Origin of the sequence: Diplocloster agilis, assembly GCF_019042275.1 — a bacterium.
Taxonomy (GTDB): Bacteria; Bacillota; Clostridia; order Lachnospirales; family Lachnospiraceae; genus Diplocloster; species Diplocloster agilis.
In genome coordinates this window covers 1-19509 of the sequence record NZ_JAHQCW010000067.1, presented here as the reverse complement: position 1 = coordinate 19509, position 19509 = coordinate 1, and the positions used below count along the sequence as shown (strand labels likewise).

Annotated in this window: 17 protein-coding genes; 16 read left to right on the top strand and 1 reads right to left on the bottom strand. The window is 51.0% G+C overall.

The features are described 5' to 3' along the window. Window positions 1–384: 384 nt before the first annotated feature. The 12 genes from KTH89_RS23880 (at window position 385) to KTH89_RS23825 (ending at window position 12463) form a co-directional block, all read left to right on the top strand. Window positions 385–1263, top strand: a complete 879-nt coding sequence (locus tag KTH89_RS23880; protein ID WP_238723376.1) for a YicC/YloC family endoribonuclease — start codon at window positions 385–387, stop codon at window positions 1261–1263. A 15-nt stretch (window positions 1264–1278) separates the two neighbouring features. Continuing rightward, on the top strand, window positions 1279–1557 hold the full coding sequence (locus KTH89_RS23875) for a DUF370 domain-containing protein (protein WP_158348792.1): 279 nt from the start codon (window positions 1279–1281) through the stop codon (window positions 1555–1557). Continuing rightward, a complete protein-coding gene (gmk, locus tag KTH89_RS23870; protein WP_238723375.1) occupies window positions 1550–2173 on the top strand; it encodes a guanylate kinase in 624 nt (207 codons plus the stop codon). Before KTH89_RS23875 ends, gmk begins: the two co-directional genes overlap by 8 nt. A gap of 41 nt (window positions 2174–2214) precedes the next feature. Then, complete coding sequence (rpoZ, locus tag KTH89_RS23865) at window positions 2215–2463, top strand: DNA-directed RNA polymerase subunit omega (RefSeq protein WP_158348794.1); 249 nt, start codon at window positions 2215–2217, stop codon at window positions 2461–2463. A 215-nt stretch (window positions 2464–2678) separates the two neighbouring features. Then, window positions 2679–4019 carry a 30S ribosomal protein S12 methylthiotransferase RimO gene (gene rimO / locus KTH89_RS23860; protein WP_158348795.1) on the top strand — a complete coding sequence of 447 codons (1341 nt, stop codon included), beginning with the start codon at window positions 2679–2681 and terminating at the stop codon, window positions 4017–4019. Next, window positions 4003–4545, top strand: coding sequence for a CDP-diacylglycerol--glycerol-3-phosphate 3-phosphatidyltransferase (gene pgsA, locus KTH89_RS23855; RefSeq protein WP_158348796.1), 543 nt, complete (start codon window positions 4003–4005; stop codon window positions 4543–4545). The genes rimO and pgsA overlap by 17 nt, the downstream gene beginning before the upstream one ends. 2 nt (window positions 4546–4547) lie before the next feature. Continuing rightward, complete coding sequence (locus KTH89_RS23850) at window positions 4548–5795, top strand: competence/damage-inducible protein A (protein ID WP_238723374.1); 1248 nt, start codon at window positions 4548–4550, stop codon at window positions 5793–5795. A gap of 140 nt (window positions 5796–5935) precedes the next feature. Further along, complete coding sequence (locus KTH89_RS23845) at window positions 5936–6757, top strand: HAD family hydrolase (RefSeq protein WP_238723373.1); 822 nt, start codon at window positions 5936–5938, stop codon at window positions 6755–6757. Between the two features lie 1508 nt (window positions 6758–8265). After that, complete coding sequence (locus KTH89_RS23840; protein WP_238723372.1) at window positions 8266–9147, top strand: ABC transporter substrate-binding protein; 882 nt, start codon at window positions 8266–8268, stop codon at window positions 9145–9147. Window positions 9148–9282: 135 nt separating this feature from the next. After that, the gene (locus KTH89_RS23835; RefSeq protein WP_158348763.1) at window positions 9283–9987 is read left to right on the top strand and encodes an amino acid ABC transporter permease; all 705 of its coding nucleotides are present in this window, start codon (window positions 9283–9285) and stop codon (window positions 9985–9987) included. Then, window positions 9974–10696, top strand: coding sequence for an amino acid ABC transporter ATP-binding protein (locus tag KTH89_RS23830; RefSeq protein WP_158348762.1), 723 nt, complete (start codon window positions 9974–9976; stop codon window positions 10694–10696). Before KTH89_RS23835 ends, KTH89_RS23830 begins: the two co-directional genes overlap by 14 nt. 177 nt (window positions 10697–10873) lie before the next feature. After that, window positions 10874–12463: a DEAD/DEAH box helicase gene (locus KTH89_RS23825; protein WP_158348761.1), complete on the top strand. Its 1590-nt coding sequence runs from the start codon at window positions 10874–10876 to the stop codon at window positions 12461–12463. A 73-nt stretch (window positions 12464–12536) separates the two neighbouring features. On the opposite strand, the gene KTH89_RS25160 is transcribed toward KTH89_RS23825, so the two are convergent. Then, complete coding sequence (locus KTH89_RS25160) at window positions 12537–12743, bottom strand: helix-turn-helix domain-containing protein (protein ID WP_158348760.1); 207 nt, start codon at window positions 12741–12743, stop codon at window positions 12537–12539. 124 nt (window positions 12744–12867) lie between these two features. On the opposite strand from KTH89_RS25160, the gene KTH89_RS23815 reads away from it, so the two are divergent. From KTH89_RS23815 to KTH89_RS23800, 4 genes are all read left to right on the top strand, one after another. Beyond that, window positions 12868–13224, top strand: a complete 357-nt coding sequence (locus KTH89_RS23815; protein ID WP_158348759.1) for a hypothetical protein — start codon at window positions 12868–12870, stop codon at window positions 13222–13224. 297 nt (window positions 13225–13521) lie between these two features. Further along, window positions 13522–15444, top strand: coding sequence for a DNA gyrase/topoisomerase IV subunit B (locus KTH89_RS23810; RefSeq protein WP_238723371.1), 1923 nt, complete (start codon window positions 13522–13524; stop codon window positions 15442–15444). A gap of 13 nt (window positions 15445–15457) precedes the next feature. Continuing rightward, a complete protein-coding gene (locus KTH89_RS23805; RefSeq protein WP_158348757.1) occupies window positions 15458–17704 on the top strand; it encodes a DNA gyrase/topoisomerase IV subunit A in 2247 nt (748 codons plus the stop codon). A 99-nt stretch (window positions 17705–17803) separates the two neighbouring features. Further along, window positions 17804–19228, top strand: a complete 1425-nt coding sequence (locus KTH89_RS23800) for a spore germination protein (protein WP_238723369.1) — start codon at window positions 17804–17806, stop codon at window positions 19226–19228. Window positions 19229–19509 lie beyond the last annotated feature (281 nt).

Genomic DNA, 19509 nt, shown 5'->3' with positions numbered 1-19509 from the left:
GTTCAGAGGCTCTTGCCCGTCGGACGTGAAGTCCGCCGGTCATCCTGAACCCGGCTTTCCGATTCCACTAAGCGGGAGCTCAGCCGCCCTATGCGCTCCCGGGGAGACACAAAAGAATCCGGCTGCCCGGAGCATTCCGGAACACCGACACACACCGGCCCTTAAGCAGCGGGCATACCCGAACCCGAGGAAGAACCAGCGCCTGGGTATGGGAACCGGGAGGAGAGCGGACGGCGTAAGCTGTGGATGCCCTCCTCTCTTTTTGCCTGATCTTCGTCGAATCCTGTGCAAAAACCGCATTGACGTGCCCCCCAAAAGCAGTTATAATGAAAAATAATATGGATTCCTGTGCGCAGAAATCCCAAAGACAGGAGAGCAGCATTCATGGTAAAAAGTATGACGGGCTTTGGCAGAAGTGAGGCTCAGGATGAGAATAGGAAGTTTCTGGTCGAAATGAAGGCGGTTAACCACCGCTATCTGGACATCAATATCCGTATGCCAAAAAAACTTGCTTTTTTCGAAACGGCAATCCGCAGTCTGTTGAAGAATTACATACAGCGGGGCAAGGTGGACGTCTTTATTTCTTATGAAGATTACACGGAAAATAAACTGGCGCTTCGATACAATGGGGACATCGCGGCCGAGTATCTTCAATATATGAAGAAGATGGCTCAGGACTTTGAGTTGGAAGACAATATCCATGTGTCAACCCTGGCGAGAATGCCGGAGGTGTTTACGCTTGAGGATCAGGCTCCGGATGAGAAGAAGCTGTGGGCGCTGCTGGAACAGGCCTTAAAAGGAGCGGCGGAGCAGTTTGTGGAGACCAGAATCGTGGAAGGCGAGCATTTGAAGAATGATCTGCTGGCGAAGCTTGACGGGATGTCCGCGCTGGTGGATGAGATCGAGCGCCGTTCTCCCGAAATTGTCCGGGAATACCGGGAAAAGCTGGAGGAAAAAGTAAAAGAGCTGCTGGCTGATACACAGATCGAGGAAAGCCGGATCGCCACGGAGGTGGTGATCTACGCGGATAAAATCTGCGTGGATGAGGAGATGGTCCGTCTGCGCAGCCATATAGCCGGGACGAAAGCGGCCCTGTCGTCCGGGGACGGCGTGGGACGAAAACTGGATTTTATCGCGCAGGAGCTGAACCGGGAGGCTAATACGATCCTTTCGAAAGCCAACGATATGGAGATTTCCAATGTGGCGATCGATCTGAAAACAGAAATTGAAAAAGTACGGGAACAGATTCAGAACATTGAGTAAAGGAAATGGACGCAGATGGCTAGATTGATCAATGTAGGATTTGGAAATGGAGTCAATACCAGCAGAATTGTGGCGGTGGTGAGTCCGGAAGCGGCTCCCGTAAAACGGATGGTTCAAAAAGCGAAAGAAGACGGAAGAGCTGTGGACGCCACCCAGGGGCGTAAGACAAAGGGCGTGATCGTCATGGACGACGACCATATCGTGCTGTCGGCTCTGCAGCCGGAGACGATTGCCAGACGTGTTTCCAATGATTCCGAATATTTGACGAAAGAAGAGGACGATATGGATGAATAGAAAAGGAATTCTGACGGTGGTATCCGGTTTTTCCGGAGCCGGTAAGGGTACTCTGATGAAAGGGTTGCTGAGCCGTTATGAGGACCTGTATGCGCTGTCCATATCGGCGACCACCAGATCTCCCAGACCGGGAGAACAGGACGGCCGGGAATATTTCTTCCGGACACGGGAAGAATTTGAACAGATGATCGCACAACAGGAGCTTATAGAATACGCCTGTTATGTCAATAATTACTATGGCACGCCGAAGGCCTATGTGGAGGAACAGATGGCCCTTGGCAAGGATGTGATCCTGGAGATAGAAATCCAGGGAGCCAGACAGGTAAAGAGGGATTTCCCCGAGGCGCTGCTTTTATTTGTGACGCCTCCCACCTCAGGCGAACTGAGGAAGCGGCTGGAAAACAGAGGCACGGAAGACTGTGACACGATCCGCTGCAGGTTAAAGAGGGCTGCCGAGGAGGCGGAGGGGATCGAGGAATATGATTACCTGATCGTCAACGATGTATTGGAAGAGTGTGTGGAAACCATGCACCAGATCATTCAGAATGAACATTACCGCGCTGTGCGCAATATAGAGTTTATGGACCAGTTCAGAAAAGAGTTAAAAGAATTCTAAAAAACACTGAACAGGAAACGGATTGAAAGGAGATTTTAATTATGTTACATCCATCTTACACAGATTTAATGAAAGTGGTAAACAAAGACGTGGAGGTTGGTGAAACCCCTGTCGTAAACAGCAGATATTCCATCGTTCTCGCCACGGCCAAAAGAGCCAGACAGCTGATCGGGGGCGAGGAACCTTTAGTCAGGGATGACGGCAGAAAACCGCTGTCCATCGCGATCGACGAGCTGTATCATTCCAAGATCAAGATCGTCGGAGAGGAAGAGACGAAGGAAGAAGACTAAAGAGCTGCCGCCGCGCGCTCATGGTGCAGCAAACAGCAGTGCAAAATAGCAGCGCAAAATATGCGGTAAAAATGAAATAGGTTACAGGACGAAGGTTTTGGATAGGACTCAAGCAGCAGCTTACGGTTCCTGCGGATAGGACCTTCGTCTTTCTTGTAGTCCGTTACCGGCAAAGAGTAACGGCGAGGCATTCTTACATTGAAAGAGGATAGGTTATGAAAATTTTATTCGTATCTTTGGGATGCGACAAAAACCTGGTGGATTCTGAGGCAATGCTTGGGGATCTGGCGGCATCCGGATATACATTTACGGATGATGAGACGCAGGCGGAGGTTATTATTATCAACACCTGCTGTTTTATCCACGACGCAAAAGAGGAAAGTGTGAATACGATTCTGCAAATGGCAGAATATAAAAAGGACGGACCCTGTCAGTTCCTGATCGTCACCGGCTGTATGGCGCAGCGCTATCAGCAGGAGATCATAGATGAGATTCCCGAGGTGGACGCGGTACTGGGGACTACGGCCTGCGATGAGATCGTCAGGACGCTTAGTGAACTCCGGGAAGGGCGGGAGCATCTGCTGGCCTGTCCCGACCTGTCAAAGCTTCCCGGCCATGCCCACGGCCGCCTGGTCACCACCGGCGGACATTTTGCATACTTGAAAATAGCAGAGGGATGCGACAAACACTGCACCTACTGTATCATACCCAAGCTGCGCGGCAATTACCGCAGCGTTCCAATGGAAGAACTGCTGCTGGAAGCCCAGGATCTGGCGGCGCAGGGAGTAAAAGAGCTGATCCTGGTCGCCCAGGAAACCACGGTCTACGGTGTGGATCTGTACGGGAAGAAGAGCCTGCCTGCCCTGCTGCACAAGCTGTGCAAAATCAAAGGGCTGCGCTGGATCCGCATTCTATACTGTTATCCCGAGGAGATCACGGAAGAGCTGATCGATGCGATCAGTACGGAGCCGAAGATCTGCCACTATCTGGACCTTCCGATCCAGCATGCCAACGATGAGATCCTGAAACGGATGGGACGCAGGACCAGCAAAAAACAGCTGACGGATATCGTGAACAGGCTGCGGGAGAGAATTCCGGACATTGCGCTTCGCACCACGTTAATCACCGGCTTCCCGGGCGAGACGCCAAGCGACCATGTGGAACTGATGGAATTTGTCGACGAGATGGAATTCGACCGGCTGGGTGTCTTCCCCTATTCACCGGAAGAGAACACGCCCGCCGAAGGGATGCCCGATCAGGTGCCCGAGGAAATGAAGCAGGAACGGCTGGATGATCTGATGAGCCTTCAGCAGGAGATCGCCTTTGATATGGCCCAGCAGATGATCGGCAGGGAACTGCTTGTTATGGTGGAGGGCAAAGTGGCCGATGAGAATGCCTACGTGGCCAGAACTTACCGGGACGCCCCCAACGTAGACGGATATCTGTTCATCCAGACCGACGAGGAACTGATGTCCGGTGATTTCGTCAAGGTGAAGGTAACAGGAGCCGAAGAATATGATTTGATAGGAGAGATAGCGGATGAATCTGCCCAATAAATTGACCATTTTACGTATCTGTATGATCCCGTTTTTTGTACTGTTTATGCTGGTGGATCTGGCGGGCCCGGCTTCTAAATGGATCGCGCTCGCTCTCTTTATCATCGCCAGCCTTACGGATCTGCTGGACGGCAAGATCGCCAGAAAATATCAGCTGGTAACCAATTTTGGAAAGTTTATGGATCCCCTGGCAGACAAACTTCTGGTCTGCTCCGCGATGATCTGCCTGACGGCCATGGACAGGCTGGCTGCCTGGATCGTCATTATCATCATTAGCCGGGAATTCATCATCAGCGGATTCCGCCTGGTAGCGGCGGACAGCGGTGTGGTAATCGCGGCCAGCTATTGGGGAAAATTCAAAACCACCGCGCAGATGATCATGATCTGTCTTTTAATTGCCGATCTGGGAGGATTTTTCGGAATTCTGGAGATCCTATTCGTATATCTGGCGCTGGCCCTTACGGTCATTTCACTCATTGATTATCTCATAAAGAACAAAAGCGTTTTAAGCGAAGGGAGTAAATAACCATGGTAGTAGAACTGATTTCTGTCGGTACGGAACTGCTTCTGGGTAATATTGTAAATACAAATGCGGCCTATCTTTCTGAAAAATGCGCGCAGCTGGGCTTATCCTTGTATTATCAAACGGTAGTGGGAGATAACGAGGAACGCCTGGCGGAAACCTTGAAAACAGCGGTGGACCGTTCCGATGTGGTCATATTAAGCGGAGGCCTCGGGCCGACCAAAGATGACCTGACTAAGGAAGTCACCGCAAAGGTGCTGGGCCGTGAACTGATGGAAGACGCCCACAGCAAAGAGCGGATTCAGGCCTTTTTCAAAAACAGCCAGTTCAAAGTAATAACGGAAAACAACTGGAAACAGGCGCTGGTGCCCAAAGATGCCATCGTGGTGGACAATGCCAACGGCACGGCGCCGGGTATCATCATAGAAGAGGGAGAAAAAGCGGTAATCCTCCTTCCGGGCCCGCCAAACGAGCTGATCCCCATGTTCGAACACGATATCTTCCCGTATCTGAGAAACCGGCAGCCGGAGGTCATCTATTCCCAGATGGTCAAGATCTGCGGAATGGGCGAGAGCATGGTGGAGACGAAAATCGTGGATCTGATCGATTCCCAGACGAATCCGACTGTAGCGCCTTACGCCAAGATCGGCGAAGTGCACCTGCGCGTAACCGCCAAGGGTGAGACGGAAGAGGAAGCGAGAAAATTAACCAAACCGCTGGTAAAAGAATTAAAATCCAGATTCGAGGACTATATCTATACCACCGATGAACAGGTGACCCTGGAAGAAGCGGTGATAAAGCTTCTGAAGAAAAACGACTTAACCCTGACCACGGCGGAGTCCTGTACCGGAGGTATGCTCTCAGCCCGTCTGGTCAACGTACCGGGAGTATCCGATGTGTTCAAGCAGGGGCTGGTCACCTACTCCAACCGGGCCAAGAAAAAGCTTCTGGATGTCAAGAAGAGCACATTAAAAGACCACGGCGCGGTCAGCGAGCAGTGCGCGAAGGAAATGGCCAAAGGCGGCGTGCTATCCACCGGTTCCGACGTGTGCGTAGCCATCACCGGAATCGCCGGGCCGGACGGAGGCACCGAGGACAAGCCGGTGGGCCTGGTCTACATCTCCTGTTATATGAAAGATAAAGTTACGGTCCGCAAATTCCAGTTCAAAGGAAACCGTGAGAAAATCAGAGAATATTCCGTAGTCAATTCCCTGGTGCTCTTAAGAGACTGTATTCTGGCAAATTATAAATAACCACAAACACAAAACAAAGAATTGCCGTGGAAAAGTGCGTAAGGGATATTATAAGAAACTTACCGGTACTTTCTTCTCCGGCAATTTTTATGTATCAGACTGTCACGCAAATAAAAAATAACAGGATGGAGGAAACGAAAATGAGCGGAAAATACGACGGAATACTGCTGGCCACAGACGTAGACGGAACGCTGGCCAACTTTAACGAGATCCCACAGAGGAATATCGAAGCGATCCGGTATTTTGTAAAAGAAGGCGGAATGTTCACGGTATGCACCGGCCGGGGCTATGCCATGACCTATGACATCGTCAATCAGGTGCCGGTCAATGTCCCGGGAATCTGTGTCAACGGTATGCAGATCTATGACTTTCAGCAACAGAAAGTCATATCGGAAGTCTACCTGCCCAAAGAAGCCGAACAGATCCTGGCGGACATGCGAAGACAATTCCCGGATATCGGAGTCATGATCGTGGCCAACAACACCTACACAATCATCGAAGAGGGAAAATACGCCGTGGGCGACCTCAGATACCGGCTGGACCGCTTCAAGTCCACAGGCCAATATGTAGACGGCGCCATGGAAGACCTGTATCCCGACTGGACCAAGATCTTGTTCCTGGTCACCGGAGACCGGATGCGGGAAGCCCGGCTCTATTTCGAAGAACACTTCTCGGGCCGCGGAATACACGTCATGATCACCGCCCCCTACTTTCTGGAGATGATCGACGCCACCTGTGACAAAGGTACCGGCCTCAAAAACCTCCGCACCCTTTTAGGCGCCAAAGTCAAACGTCTGGTCACCGTAGGAGACAGCTACAACGACCTGAGCATGTTCCGGGAAGCCGACCTGTCCATAGCGGTACAGGAAGCCGAGCCGGAAGTCCGCGAAAAAGCGGACCTGCTGGCAGGCCCCTGCATGCAGGGTGCGGTGGCTGATGCGATAGAATTACTGGGGAGGTGAGAACGGGCCGGAAGGACCGGGAAGAAGCCTGGGGGGCGGGATGCGGGCTCCTGTTTTGGGAGGCGGGGCGGGCGCCTGTCCTTTGGCGGGCGACGGGCTGTTCGCTGGCAGCTGCTAAGTGACATCCCGCCGGCAGACTCAGGAACCGGGCCAATTCACCAGAAACGCATGATGCGTTTCCGGTTCAGTGGCCCTTGCCCGTCGGACGTGAAGTCCGCCGTGCATCCTGAGTCTGCCGGCGGGATGTCACTAAGCAGCTGCTCAGCCGCCCTATGCCCGCCAAAGGACAGGCGCCCGCCCCGCCTCCCAAAACAGGAGTCCGCATCCCGCCCCCCAGGCTTCTTCCCTACGTTGGTGAACCTTCAGCAGTTAAGTCCGGAATGTCAGTGTATGTTCAGTTTCGGTTACATAAGTTTCATTATCTGCATCCCAGCTTTCCTACACGGTGGTGCTGAGTTTTCCTTTCCACTGGTAACACTTCTTATCTCGGGATTCTGCAAGTTCTCTGGCATAAGATTCTAACATTTGCCGCGTGATTTCTTTGGTAAGCTCACACACTTAAGAATATATTTTTCTCTGAGCTCTTGAATGAAATCATTTCCTTATTTACCATAGTATTCATTACACAGTCTTCTTAGATACTTAGATATAAGATATAATCTCGCAATTAATAACATATAGACACCGTGTGATTGGGAAGTAGGGATTTATTTGCGACCTTTAATTTCGATTTACATAAAACACCCGTCCTATTTGCCAACTATAATTTTACACATTAACTATCAGTCCTTAGCAGTACACAGAACCTGCAGCCTAATACTCTATCCGGCCAGGAACGCTACTGACAATACTACCTGTTTTGCCATCTGCCGCGTTGTTGCCACTCAACGATGCCTACCGCATCGCATCCCTCCTCCACCTTGCAGACTGACAAAAATATTTAGTACTGTCAGTACCGTTCCTGGCCTAATGGAGCACTAGGCTACGCATATACTTCCCTATACTTCTACTTCCCCTGCCCGATAGAACATGGAAATGGGCTTTAATTAGAGCAGGGATGAGAGGGGAGCGGCGGGGACTCCGGGACCGGGCGACAACCCTCGCGGGCGCAAACACTTGAGGCCGGGCCTTAGAACGGGTTACGCAGAAGGCGGGAGAACCTCGCAGGGCCCGGAACACTGTCCGAGCCGTTCTGTGGCGAGTTTGTTCCGGGCCCTGCCAATAAGAGGTTCTCCCGCCTTTGTAGTTACCCGTTCTTAGGTCCGGCCGAAGTGATTTGCGCCCGCGAGGGTTGCCGCCCGGTCCCGGAGTCCCCGCCGCTCCCCTCTCATCCCGTCCCTAAGTCCCCCCAATACCCACAAGAAGCAGAAAAGTTAGAATTATTCGGAAGAATTCGGAAGAATCGTGTAAAAATGCTTGTATTTTGGAGGGAAAGCAGTTAAAATACAGTTGTGCGCGTATAAATATGCATATTTGTGAATGGTTATGAATTTAGAGGAGGAAATGAAATGAAAAAATTATTGGCAGTTATGTTATCCGCGGCTATGGTTGTGTCTATGACCGCCTGCGGCAGTAAAGAAGAGGAACCGGCAGCTCCCGCTGCAACTCCGGAAGCAACTCAGGCTCCGGAAGCCAGCGAAGCTCCTGCAGATACGGCAGCTCCTGCGGATACCGCGGCGCCTGCGGACAACGCGGCGGCGGGCGAAGGCGGAACATTGATCGTTGGTACCGAGGCGGGATTTGCCCCTTATGAATATCTGGACGGGGATAAGGTCGTAGGCGTAGATATGGATATCTGCCAGGCGATAGCCGATGCCCTGGGAATGACTCTGGAAATTCAGAACATGGACTTTGACGGCGCGCTGCTGGCTGTACAGCAGGGTAAGGTGGACATGGTAGCCGCCGGTGTGTCGGTGGATGATGAACGCCAGAAGGTGATGGATTTCTCCAGTAAGTATGTGGATTCTACGGAAGTGGTTGTGGTAAATGCGTCTCAGGGACGTGTCGGCACGCCTACCTTCGATGAGCTGAATGATAAGATCGTTGGTGTTCAGCAGGGAAATATCGCGGATCTGTATGTGTCCGATGAAGAGAACTGCAAACCGGAGAAGATCGTCCGTTATACGAAGTTTGCTCAGGCTGCGGAAGATCTGAAAAATGACAAGATCGACTGTATCGTTATGGACCAGTATCCGGCGGAAGAGCTGGTGGCAGGTTCTGGCGGCGCCCTGAAGATCCTGGAAGGGGATCCTTTATTTGTAGACAGCTACGCAATCGCTGTGAAAAAGGGAAATCAGGAATTATTGGATAAGATCAATCCGATTATTGAAAAATTAATCGCAGACGGAACCATTGACGAATTCTTCGCAAAACATACTACCGCAAAATAAGATTTACCGGATTCGTAAGGCAGACGTTTTCGTCTGCCTTTGTTATCCATAAGAAATGTTTATGATCCATAAGAAATGCGCCGTTGAAGATGAGTAAAGAAAAGAGCACGTTAGACAGAAAGGGTTTTGGAACATATGAAGGATTTTCTATGGGGTTTGATAGAGCCATTTTATAACGCGGTATTCATGAATCAGGGGTATCTGGCCTATGCGGAGGGAATCAAGAATACCCTGCTGATTTCCCTGATGGCTGTCGCCATCGGTATCATAATCGGTGTGCTGGTGGCCGTGGTGCGGGTGATTTCCTCTAAGATCAGGGGGCTTCACTGGCTGGGCAAGCTCTGCGGTATTTATGTGACGGTGATCCGCGGTACGCCTGTTATGGTTCAGCTGCTGATTATTTACAATATGATATTTACTTCCAGAGATTCGAACCCGCTTCTGTGTGCCGGAATCTGCTTTGGAATCAACTCCGGTGCCTATGTGGCGGAGATTATCCGCGGCGGTATCGAGTCCATCGATAAAGGACAGACGGAGGCCGGACGCTCTCTTGGTTTTAATGATCTTCAGACCATGCGCTATATCATCCTGCCGCAGGCGTTTCGCAACGCTCTTCCGGCTCTGGGGAATGAATTTATTGTATTGGTCAAGGAAAGTTCCGTGGCCAGTGTAATCGCGGTATCCGATCTGACCAAAATGGCCCAGTACATCGGCAGCCGTACCTGGGACATTGTCCCGCCGTTAGTGGTGGCGGCGCTCTGCTACCTGGTAATTGTCATGATATTGACAAAATTGTTGAGCTTACTGGAAAGGAGGATGTCAAGAGGTGATCGAAACTAAAAATCTTCAGAAAGCCTTTGGCGATCATTTGGTCCTGGCCGGTATTGACCAGCATATTGATAAAGGGGAAAAAGTGGTGGTGATCGGCCCGTCCGGGTCCGGCAAGTCCACCTTCCTGCGGTGCCTGAACCGGCTGGAGGAACCGACCGGCGGTGAGATCTGGTTTGAAGGCACGAATATTACGGACCCGTCCTGTAATATAAATAAATTAAGACAGAAGATGGGAATGGTATTTCAGCAGTTTAACCTGTTTCCCCATTTGTCCGTGAAAGAGAACATCACGCTTGCCCCCAGGAAATTGATGGGGATTGGCGACAAAGAAGCGGATGAGCGGGCCATGGAACTCTTAAAGAGAATCGGCCTGGAGGAAAAAGCCGACGCGTATCCCAGACAGCTTTCCGGCGGACAGCAGCAGCGGATCGCGATTATCCGGGCACTGGCCATGAACCCGGATGTCATGCTGTTTGATGAGCCGACTTCCGCTCTGGACCCTGAGATGGTGGGGGAAGTGCTGGAGCTGATGAAAGAGCTGGCCCATGATGGGATGACCATGGTAGTGGTGACCCATGAGATGGGGTTTGCCAGAGAGGTCGCGAACCGGGTCCTGTTCATTGACGAGGGAATCGTACAGGAAGAAAATGAACCGAAAGAGTTCTTTGCCAACCCGAAAAATCCCAGATTAAAGGATTTTTTGTCTAAGGTACTGTAAAAAATAAAAGAAACTGTTGTAAAATTAGGCGGTTCCTGTTTTACAACAGTTTTTTTCTTGCTATAAAAACAGTAGGTATGATATACTCGAATTTGTGTTAAATATAAGTAATATGAAAACTGACAGCATAAAGGGAAAGACAGCGGGGAAAAGTAAAGGATGACAGAAAGGAATTGTATGGAAACAATCAGATTTGATGAGCTCGGACTGTCCGAGCAGATCGTAAAAGCAACAGTAGCAATGGGTTTTGAGGAGGCTTCTCCGATACAGGCGAAAGCGATTCCGGTGGCTCTGCAGGGAAAAGACCTGATCGGTCAGGCCCAGACGGGAACCGGGAAAACAGCCGCTTTCGGCATTCCCATATTGGAGAAAGTAGATCCAAAAAATAAAAAGCTTCAGGCACTGGTACTATGTCCCACCAGAGAACTGGCTATTCAGGTGGCGGACGAGATCCGGAACCTTTCCAGATATCTGCATGGAATTAAAATCCTTCCGATCTATGGAGGGCAGGAAATCGTGAAACAGATCCGTTCGCTGAAGGCGGGCATCCATATTATCATCGGTACGCCGGGACGGATCATGGACCATATGAGAAGGAAAACGATCCGGCTGGAAGACGTGAACACCGTGGTTTTGGATGAGGCCGATGAGATGCTGAATATGGGGTTTCGGGATGATATCGAGACGATCTTAAAGGAAATCCCGGAAGAGCGGCAGACGATCCTGTTCTCAGCTACGATGCCGAAGCCGATCATGGATATCGCCAAGACCTATCAAAAGGATGCGGAACTGATCCGGGTAGTGAAAAAAGAGCTGACGGTTCCCAGTATCGATCAGTTCTACTATGAGGTACGGCCGAAAAATAAAGAGGAGGTGCTGTGCAGGCTTCTGGATATGTATGATCCGAACCTGTCCCTGGTGTTCTGCAACACGAAGAAGCAGGTGGATGAACTGGTGAGCGGGCTGGTTGGAAGAGGCTACTTTGCGGCGGGGCTCCATGGAGATATGAAGCAGTCACAGCGGGACCGTGTCATGAACGGTTTCCGGAAGGGAAAGACCGATATCCTGGTGGCTACCGATGTGGCGGCCCGGGGAATCGACGTGGATGACGTGGAGGCCGTATTCAACTATGACATTCCTCAGGATGATGAGTATTATGTGCACCGGATTGGAAGAACCGGCCGCGCAGGCAGGAATGGAACGGCATTTTCCTTTGTTGTGGGAAAAGAAGTATACAAATTAAAAGAGATCCAGCGGTACTGCAAGACCAAGATATACGCCCGGCCGGTACCATCGGTAAATGATGTGGCCGCCACCAAACAGGAAAAGATATTCCGTCAGGTGGAGCAGCTGATTCAGGATGAAGACCTGACCTCCATGATCCAGCTGATCCAGGATCGGGTGAACGAATCGGATTATACGGCTATGGATCTGGCCGCGGCCTTCCTGAAGCTCATTACGAATACGGAAGACACCGCCCAGGATGAGGATCCTTCGCAGCTTTTAAATACCGGCGCGGAGGAAGAAGGCATGGTGCGCTTATTTATCAATGCGGGTAAAAAACAGAATATCAGACCCGGCGACATTGTGGGAGCGATCGCGGGAGAGAGCGGAATGCCCGGCAAATTAATCGGCTCGATTGATATGTACGATAAATATACATTTGTGGAGGTTCCGCGGGAATACGCGATGGATGTCCTGCATGCAATGGATCATGCAAAGATCAAGGGTAGATCGATTAATATTGAACCGGCGAATCAGAAATAGCGGCCTGCCGGAGGGCTTTTTTATTCCATGGGAGTACATTTAAATGGAATAAAAAAAGCCTTTTCAAAGGCTTTTAATCAATCTCTTTTTTGTATTGTACAATATCTTCAATGTTGCAATCCAATATTTCACACAGATATTCCACCGTGTGTAATGTAATGCCCTGCCCGTGGCGGAGCCGGTAAATCGTGCCTTTGCTGACATTGTGTTTTACAATTAATGCGTACGTTGAAATGCCTTTTTGCTTTAGTGTTTTCCATAAAGGTTCATAAGTAATCATTTTTAATCCATTCCCCTTTTTTTCTATTATAGATTTAAGTATTTTTTAATCATAGACCTAAGAATCAGGGGTCAGATTTATGACCTCCCTGAAAATTGAGGTATGGTGAATGAGGAGGAGTCTAATGAACATACCACAATCAGAGACGGAAAAGTTTTTATTGGAAAAGTTGAAACAACTATTCTGCGATGAACCGGCGGAGGATATTGCGGCTGAGCTTCAGGATATACTGATCGATCTGAAGAAACAGCGCATGGAGGAGATACTCGACCGGGATGATAAATTACAACAGTATAAAAAAGATGAAGATGAGGCGGCGGAAGCCTATTTCGAGATTTACCGGGATCTGTCACAGGCTCAGATCGATAAGATAGAGGGATTTATGCTGGCCAGGGACTGCGCTATGGAGAGGACATCAGACTTGTGCTATGCGCGGGGAATGATGGACGGGCTGCGGTTTTTTGTCTGCGGATTATTTTAAGATATTTTATGGAAATGAAATATAACTTGCGGACTGCAGCATTTTATATTATAATAATACAAACATATGTTCTTGATGCCTGGCTGTGCATGCAGGCCGGATATCACTGTGCGCGCCGGCAGCCGGGGATGTATGGGAATTATTTTTTACGGATACGGGAGAATGATTGGAAAATAGAGCGGCTCCTGTGCTATAATCAAAAAGATGTTATGAAAAGGGTACGCGGCGCGTACCTTTTGTGGGTGTTGGTATTGGTAATACAGACGAAGCATTTAGAATTAAGCGGTGAGGTTAGCTATGACGAAGAATGTAAAGTATGACGCAGACAGTATCTCTGTGCTGGAAGGATTGGAAGCGGTCCGGAAACGGCCCGGCATGTATATCGGCAGTGTTTCCCGGAAGGGTTTAAACCATCTGATCTATGAGATCGTGGACAATTCGGTGGATGAGCATCTGGCCGGTTTTTGCGACAAGATATGGGTATACCTGGAAAAGGACGGATCGGCCACCATAAGCGACAACGGACGGGGGATCCCGGTCGGCATGCATAAAAAAGGGATGTCGGCGGAGCGTCTTGTATTTACCACCCTGCATGCGGGCGGTAAATTTGACGACTCCGTCTATAAGACCAGCGGCGGACTTCATGGGGTGGGGTCTTCGGTGGTAAATGCGCTGTCGGCCTATCTGGATATAAAGGTGAGCCGGGAAGGAATGATCCATCATGACCGGTATGAGCGGGGCATTCCGGTGATTGAACTGGAAAACGGCCTGCTGCCGGTGGTTGGGAAGTCTACGAAGACCGGGACCACGATTAATTTCCTGCCGGACGACACGATTTTTGAGAAGACAAGGTTTAAGTCAGACGAGGTTAAGAGCAGGCTCCACGAGACCGCCTATCTGAACCCGAAGCTTACGATTATTTTTGAAGACCGGCGGGGGGAAACGGTTGAACATATAGAATACCATGAGGAAGACGGCATTATCGGTTTCATCAAGGATCTGAATAAAAATGTGGATCCCGTACATGAGGTGGTTTATTTAAAAGGGGAATCCGAAAACATCATGGTGGAGGTTGCCTTCCAGTACATCAACGAATTCCGGGAAAATGTGCTGGGATTCTGCAATAACATCTATAACGCGGAGGGCGGCACCCATCTGACAGGGTTTAAGACCGCTTTTACCAACGTGATCAATAACTATGCCAGGGAGCTGGGGATTTTAAAGGAGAAGGACTCGAATTTTACCGGAGCCGATGTGCGAAACGGCATGACGGCGGTGGTGTCCATCAAGCATCCTTCCCCCCGGTTCGAAGGGCAGACCAAGACAAAACTGGACAACCCCGATGCCACCCGGGCCACGGCCAAGGTGACGACAGACGAGGTGATCCTGTTCTTTGATAAAAACCTGGATACGCTGAAGAATGTGATCGGATGCGCGGAGAAGGCGGCCAAAATCCGGAAAACCGAGGAGCGGGCGAAGACTAACCTGCTGGTGAAGCAGAAGTTTTCCTTTGATTCCAACGGAAAGCTGGCTAACTGTGAGAGCCGGAATGCCGGTGAGTGCGAGATCTTTATCGTAGAGGGAGATTCCGCCGGCGGAAGCGCCAAGACGGCCCGAAACCGGATGTACCAGGCGATCCTGCCCATCCGCGGCAAGATCCTGAACGTGGAAAAGGCCAGCATCGACAAAGTCCTGGCTAACGCGGAGATCAAGACCATGATCAATGCGTTCGGCTGCGGCTTTTCCGAAGGCTACGGGAATGATTTCGATATCACGAAGCTGCGCTATGAGAAGATTATCATCATGGCCGACGCGGATGTGGACGGCGCCCACATTTCCACGCTGCTGCTGACTTTATTTTACCGCTTTATGCCGGAACTGATCTATGAGGGACATGTCTATATCGCCATGCCGCCTCTGTATAAGGCGATCCCTTCCAAGGGGGAGGAAGAATATCTCTATGATGATAAAGCGCTGGAGCACTACCGCAGAAGGCACAAGGGGCCGTTTACCCTGCAGCGTTATAAGGGACTTGGCGAGATGGACGCGGAACAGCTCTGGGAGACCACATTGAATCCCGAGACCCGGATGTTAAAGCTGGTGGAGATCGAGGATGCCAGAATGGCTTCGGAGGTAACGGAGATGCTGATGGGTACGGAAGTTCCGCCCAGACGGGCATTTATCTATGAACATGCCCAGGACGCGGAACTGGATATATAGGAGGTGAAGGAAGATGCAGGGAACACAGGAACAGATAATCAGGACGGAATTCTCAGAGATCATGCAGAAATCCTACATCGACTATGCGATGAGCGTTATCATAGCCAGAGCGCTACCCGACGTCAGGGACGGTCTGAAACCGGTTCAGAGAAGGACGCTGTATGATATGTATGAGCTGGGTATCCGTTACGACAGGCCCTACCGCAAGTGCGCCAGAATCGTGGGAGATACCATGGGTAAATACCACCCCCACGGGGACAGCTCCATCTATGAATCCCTGGTCGTGATGGCGCAGGATTTTAAAAAAGGAATGCCCCTGGTAGACGGGCACGGGAACTTTGGGTCGATCGAGGGCGACGGCGCGGCGGCCATGCGTTATACGGAAGCCCGCCTGCAGAAGATTACGCAGGAAGCTTTCCTGGGGGATTTGGATAAGAATGTGGTGGACTTCATCCCCAACTTTGACTCTACGGAACAGGAACCGGAGGTGCTTCCGGTCAGGGTGCCGAATCTTCTGGTCAACGGTTCGGAGGGAATCGCGGTCGGAATGTCCACCAGCACCCCGCCCCATAACCTGGGTGAGGTGGTGGAAGCGGTCAAAGCCTACATGCGGCATCCGGACATCACCACGGAAGAACTGATGAAATATGTGGAGGGCCCTGATTTTCCTACCGGCGGCATCGTAGTCAACAAGGATGAGCTGTTGGACATCTACCGCACCGGCAGCGGTAAGATCCGTCTGCGCGGTAAAGTGGAAGTGGAGCCGGTGAAAGGCGGAAAAGAGCGCCTGGTCATTACCGAGATCCCCTATACCATGATCGGAGCCAACATCGGAAAATTCCTGAATGATGTCTTTAATCTGGTGGAAACCAAAAAAACAAACGACATCGTAGATATATCCAACCAGTCGTCAAAAGAGGGAATCCGCATCGTAATCGAGCTGAAAAAAGGCGCGGACGCCCGGAACCTGGAAAATCTCCTCTACAAAAAGACGAGACTGGAAGATACCTTCGGGGTAAACATGCTGGCGGTGGCCAATGGCCGGCCGGAGACCATGGGGCTTAAAGATATCATCCGCCATCACGTGGAGTTCCAGTATGAGCTGACGACGCGAAAATATCAGACACTTCTGCAGAAGGAACTGGAAAAGAAGGAGATACAGGAAGGCCTAATCAAGGCCTGTGATGTTATCGATCTGATTATCGAGATCCTCCGGGGCAGTAAAAATATAAAAGACGCCAAAGCCTGTCTGGTCAACGGCGAAACCGCGCCCATAAAATTCAAGAGCAAATATTCTGAAAAAGCCGCTTCCCAGCTAAAGTTCACGGAGCGGCAGGCCCAGGCAATCCTGGAGATGCGGCTGTATAAGCTGATCGGGCTGGAGATCGAGGCGTTAATGAAGGCGCACAAAGAGACGCTGCGCCGGATCGAGGATTACCAGGAGATCCTGGAACTTCCCTCCGTCATGTCCCGGGTCATCCAGGAGGAGATGGATGCCATCGTCTCCGAATACGCAGTGCCCCGTAAGACCAGGATTGAAAATGCGAAGGAAGCGGTATTCGAAGAAAAGAAGATCGAAGAGCAGGAAGTCGTGTTCCTGATGGACCGGTTCGGATATGTCAAAACCATCGACGTCTCCGTTTACGAACGGAACCAGGAAGCGGCCGACGCGGAGAACAAGTATGTAATCAACTGCATGAACACGGACAAGATCTGTGTGTTCACAGACACCGGCAGGCTCCATCTGGTCAAGGTGATGGATATCCCCTATGGCAGATTCCGGGATAAGGGGACCCCCATGGACAACCTGGGGAATTATGACAGCAGCGGAGAAAACATCGTCTATGTCAACGCGCTGGAACATATCCGCGGGGAGAAGCTGCTATTCGCTACAAAACAGGGGATGCTCAAGCAAGTAGACGGCAGTGAGTTCGACGCATCTAAGCGGACGATCGCGGCCACCAAGCTTGCGGATGAGGATAAACTGATCAGCGTGAAAATCGCCGGAACCTGTACCCAGATCGTGCTGCAAACCGTCAGCGGCGTATTCCTTCGCTTTGCGCTGGAAGAAGTGCCCGAGAAGAAGAAAGGGGCGATCGGCGTCAGGGGAATCAAGCTGTTAAAAGGGGATTCCCTGGAGCACGTCTATTTCCTTCAGGAAGGACAGGACACCGATGTCCAATACAAAGAAAAGCACGTCCAGCTAAACCGGCTGAAAATCGGAAAGCGGGATACCAAGGGATGTAAGATCCGGCTATAATGCCCGCGTTTTCACACATAAGTTGCCTCTTTTCCAGACATACTAGAGGTAGCGCCATGGAGTATGGTGCTGCATCTGTCTGGAAGAGAGGTTTTTTGGATGAATAAGGAAATATCCGCTGTTTTAAAGAATAATATGGACCATTTGAATTCGGAACTGAATACCGATAAAAATTTTGATATCATATACCGAACCCTGAAGATCGCGGACCGGCAGGCCGGATTTTATTTTATCGACGGTTTTGTCAAGGATGACATCATGGAAAAAGTGCTGGAATTTTTCTATGGGATAAAGGCGGAAGAGATGGCAAAAGACATGCATGCATTTTCCCATCAATTCCTTCCCTATGTGGAAGTGGACATCCTGGATAACTGGAATGCGGTTGTGACGAATATCCTGTCCGGCGTGCTCTGCCTGTTCATCGACGGGTATGATTCCTGTCTGGCGATCGATTGCAGGACCTATCCCATGCGGAGCGTGGAAGAACCGGAGAAGGATAAGACGCTGCGGGGATCCAGAGACGGCTTTGTGGAGACGGTGGTCTTTAACACCGCGCTGATCCGCAGACGGATCCGCAGTCCGAAACTGTCTGTGGAGATGCTGCAGGTCGGGAAAAGTTCCCGGACCGATGTGGTCGTGTGCTCCATGGACGACCGGGTGGACACCCAGTTCCTGGAACGGATGAAGGATCGTATAAATGCCATTCAGGTAGACTCCCTGACCATGAACCAGGAAAGCCTGGCCGAATGCCTGTATCACCGGAAGTGGTTTAATCCCTTTCCCAAGTTAAAGCACACCGAACGGCCGGACACCGCCGCATCCGCTCTTTTGGAGGGCAATATCATTATTCTGGTGGACAATTCCCCCTCCGCTATGATACTTCCCACCTCTATTTTCGATATTGTGGAAGAAGCAGACGACTACTATTTTCCACCGGTCACAGGTACGTATCTCAGGCTGTCCCGTTTCGTCATCACACTGATGACCTACCTTCTGACGCCCCTGTTCCTTCTTCTGATGCAGAACCCGGAATGGATTCCCCAGGGCTTTGCGTTTATCGTGATAAAAGACGAAATCAATATCCCGATCCTGGCCCAGTTCCTTATTCTGGAGCTGGCCATCGACGGACTGAGGCTGGCAGCGCTTAACACCCCCAGTATGCTGACCACCCCGCTAAGCGTAATCGCCGCTCTGGTATTGGGAGAGTTTTCCGTCAACTCCGGGTGGTTTAATGCGGAAGTCATGCTTTACATGGCCTTTGTAGCGGTATCCAATTACAGCCAGTCCAGTTTCGAGCTGGGCTACGCGCTGAAATTTATGCGGATCATCACCTTAATCCTGACAGCCCTATTCAACCTGTTCGGATTTGTGGCGGGTGTTCTGATCACGGTCCTATCCATCGCCCTGAACCGGACCCTTTCCGGCAAGAGCTATCTGTATCCCTTGATTCCCTTCAATGGGAAGCAGCTATTCCGCAGGATCTTCCGGATTAAGCTGGGGTCCCAGAACGGTGGGGAGTCCTGAGGGGCGGGGCTTTGGTAAGGGCCGGGGCGAAACCTCCGATCAGCAGGGCCGGGAGGGCGGGTTTTCCCCGGGGGTGGGGATGTCCGCCGCTTCGGGCGGAGGACAGCGGCGGTATCCGGGGAGTCTACCGGCGGCCGGGTTCTTTTGTGTCTCCCCGGGAGCGCGGAGGGCTTGCGCTGGCTCCCGCTAAGTGGAATCGAAAAGCCGGGTTCAGGAACCGAGCCTATTCACCAGGAACACGTGATGTGTTCCCGGTTCAGAGGCTCTTGCCCGTCGGACGT